The following is a 1403-nucleotide window of genomic DNA, read 5'->3' as shown; positions in this document are numbered from 1 at the left end:
TCCACATGGGGTAATCGCGGGAGCGAGCCCCCTTTGAGCCGATCGGTCTTGGACGGCGGCTGTTCCCCAATACGATGAAGGTGCGGGCTCACGACTGGACGCTGGGCTCAGACGTCGAAGGGAGAACAGCCATGAACGAGTATGTTGGTCTCGACGTGTCGATGAAAGCGACGGCGGTGTCGATCCGCCGTGACGGGAGGCGGATCTGGCGCGGGACCTGTGCCTCCGACCCGCAGACGATTGCGAGCCTCATTCGCAAGCGAGCTCCCAGCGTGAAGCGCGTCGTATTCGAGACCGGACCTTTGTCGGTGTGGTTCTATCATGCGCTCACGGCTGAGGGCATGCCGGCCGTCTGCATCGATGCCCGCCATGCCAAGGCTGCATTGGACATGGCACCGAACAAGACGGACGCCAATGATGCCGATGGTTTGGCTCATCTGGCAGAGGTCGGCTTTTTCCGCGAGGTGCGCGTGAAGGGGTTCGGCAGCATGCTCACCCGAACGCTGGTCGCGGCCCGTGCACGCCTCGTCCACATCACGACCGAGCTCTCGAACCAGATCCGTGGGATCTTGAAGACGTTCGGCCTGATCGTACCTGCCGGCAAGGGAGCTACGTTCGAGCGGAACGTTCGAGATCTTCTCGAAACTCGATCCAAGCTTGCAGCCGTGGTTCTGCCGATGGTGGAGGCTTGGCGCGACATCCGCGTTCGAGCGGCTGAACTGGGACGCCAACTCGCAGCGGAAGCACGCCAGAGTCAGGCATGCCGCCTCCTCATGTCGATCCCTGGCGTCGGCACGATCACCGCAACCTCGTTCGCCACGGCGATTGAGGATCCGGCGAACTTCAAGTCGTCGCGGTCTGTTGGCGCCTGGATCGGGCTAACAACGCGGCGCTACCAATCGGGGGAGGTCGACTATGACGGCCACATCTCCGGTCGAGGCGATCGCCAATTGCGCAGTCTTCTCTACGAAGCCGCGGCGGTGATCCTGACGCGCTCCTCGCGTGAGAGCGCGCTTCGTACCTGGGGTCTGCAACTGCGTGAAAGGGTCGGCTTCAAACGCGCTGCGGTGGCCGTTGCCCGCAAGCTGGCGGTGGTCATGCATACGATGCTGAAGACCGGCGAACTCTTCAATCCGAACCCGACCTTTTCCCGAGCCGCAGCTTAGCATCCCAAAGCGTTCGAGACCCAGAACGCTGCCCCTGTCCCTGCCGGGACGTGAGCCGAGCCATTCCGTTGATGGGGTTGCACCGCCGATCAGGCACAGTGCGTCGTCCACATTGAAGGCTCGCGCCGCGAAGCTCCATCATGCGGCAGCCTATGCCGACCGCGAAGACAACCCTGCACCCGGCAGCGCCTTGCACGACCAACCCGCTTGACGAGGGAGATGCGATTAGACAACCCC

Annotated in this window: 1 protein-coding gene; it reads left to right on the top strand. The window is 62.9% G+C overall.

All coding sequences use genetic code 11. From position 1 onward, the window contains the following. The first annotated feature begins 131 nt into the window (after positions 1–131). Complete coding sequence (locus AC6EUL_RS22800) at positions 132–1166, top strand: IS110 family RNA-guided transposase (RefSeq protein ID WP_499872889.1); 1035 nt, start codon at positions 132–134, stop codon at positions 1164–1166. Positions 1167–1403: the final 237 nt, after the last annotated feature.

This window comes from Methylobacterium sp. 001424705, assembly GCF_059816145.1.
Note: the sequence above shows the minus strand (reverse complement) of the source record. Positions and strands in the feature narration are given on the sequence as shown.

Bases quoted from the DNA above. Each gene is read 5' to 3' on its own strand.
- AC6EUL_RS22800 (WP_499872889.1), top strand. From the start codon at position 132: ATGAACGAGTATGTTGGTCTCGACGTGTCGATGAAAGCGACGGCGGTG.